The sequence below is a fragment of the Vibrio nigripulchritudo ATCC 27043 genome (assembly GCF_000222685.1).
Lineage (GTDB): Bacteria > Pseudomonadota > Gammaproteobacteria > Enterobacterales > Vibrionaceae > Vibrio > Vibrio nigripulchritudo.
This window is the reverse complement of sequence record NZ_AFWJ01000196.1, coordinates 1-1,674: the sequence shown is the minus strand read 5'-3', so window position 1 is coordinate 1,674 and position 1,674 is coordinate 1. Positions and strand designations below refer to the sequence as shown.

Genomic DNA, 1,674 nt, shown 5'->3' with positions numbered 1-1,674 from the left:
GTCAGAGTTGCCGGCGACTCGTTGTAATATTGGTTGTATTGAATCACAGCTTCTTTCAACTGTTCACGGGTCATTGAAAGACCGCAGATATCCAATACATCAGCCACCAGCCTCTCAGAACCAAATCCGATAAAACGTTCAATTTCAGAGGTAGAAAGCGATTCCTGCCCAAAATCTGCCAGCACTCTATTCATGGATGCTGCGATGTCAGGAGCACTGTTGATCAAAGTGCCATCAAGATCGAAGATGAATGCGTCGTACTGTTTTAAGTGTTCGCTCATAACGCTGTTTCTCCGCTTGAATTGAGTGACTGAACGATGGGGCTTAAAAGAGGGTACAAAGCCTGATAAGCTTTGAACCTGTCCCTGTACATAATCTGGTTTTCTTTGTCAGGAGACTGAGTTGTGATTTCCTTGCAGCATAGGCTGGCTTCTTCGAGTGTGGACCAGTGACCAATACCTACACCTGCAAGCATGGCTGCCCCGAAAGCCGCCCCTTCAGCTGCACCGGAAACGGTCTGAACTTCAGCATCAAAAAGGTCTGCCTGAATCTGTCTCCACAATGAAGATTGGGCTCCGCCTCCGGATGCTTTTATGACGTCGCCATTAATGCCCATTGAGTTCATTAAGGAATAGATGTCATAAAGGGAATAGGCCACACCTTCCATTACCGCTCTGCATAAGTCGGGCGCTTGATGGGTTGAGTTCAGCCCAACAAACGTTCCTCGTGCGTCAGGATCTGGGTGAGGGCAACGTTCACCGTTCAAATAAGGCATCATCAATAGTCCGTTTGCGCCTGCAGATGACTGAATCGCCAGTTTTGCCATTGACTTGTAATCGGGGGCGGTCACACCAAAGCTCTGAATCAGTCTGGAAAGCCAGGTAAGGCATGAGCCAGCATTCAGTGATACTCCCATACAATGCCATTTATCGGGTGAGAGGTTACAAAAGACCTGGACTTTACCTTGTGGATTGGAAATGGGCGAGGAAAGTGCGGTAGCTAAAATGCCCGCTGTGCCGATGGTGGTTTGCAGTTCACCAGGTCGGACAACACCTGAACCAAACGTCTGAATCACTGCGTCGCCACCTCCGCCGATGACAGGTGTCCCTACTGGGATACCAAAAATTTGAGCGGCTGATGTGGAGACTTTTCCCGAAATCGCACTGGATTCATAGCAGGAGGGCAGCAGTGAACGGTCGATACCCAGTGAGTCAATAACATCCCATGCCCAAACCCTGTTAGCGACATTAAACAAGCCAGTACCAGAAGCGTCCGATACTTCTGTTGCGAGTTCTCCCGTCAAAACCAAGCGAAGGTAATCTTTGGGGTTAAGCACATGGCGTAATTTCTGATAGTTATCGGGCTCGTGATTTTTCATCCAGAGGATCTTTCCTCCGGTATATCCGACAAGCATTTGGTTACTTGTGCTTTCTGCTAACTTCTCTGCTCCGCCAAAATGGTCATGAATGGCGTCCGATTCGGCTTTGTTTCGCTGATCGTTCCATAAGATTGCAGGTCTTATAACCTTGAAATTGCTATCTAAGGGCGTTAAACCATGCATTTGTCCAGACAATCCCACGCAGGACACGGAAGGAACTCCTGATTTGGATAAGACTCGTTTTGTCGCGTTTGCTGCAGCTTGAATCCAACTCTCTGGGTCTTGTTCAACCCAGC

General features: G+C 48.4%; 2 protein-coding genes. Both read right to left on the bottom strand.

The features are described 5' to 3' along the window. Positions 1-281 (bottom strand): HAD hydrolase-like protein (locus tag RH89_RS14860; RefSeq protein WP_004403567.1); only part of this gene is annotated, 281 nt, incomplete at its 3' end. Continuing rightward, a partial coding sequence (gene xylB / locus RH89_RS14855; RefSeq protein WP_004403565.1) for a xylulokinase occupies positions 278-1,674 on the bottom strand: 1,397 nt, incomplete at its 5' end. The genes RH89_RS14860 and xylB, both read right to left, overlap by 4 nt.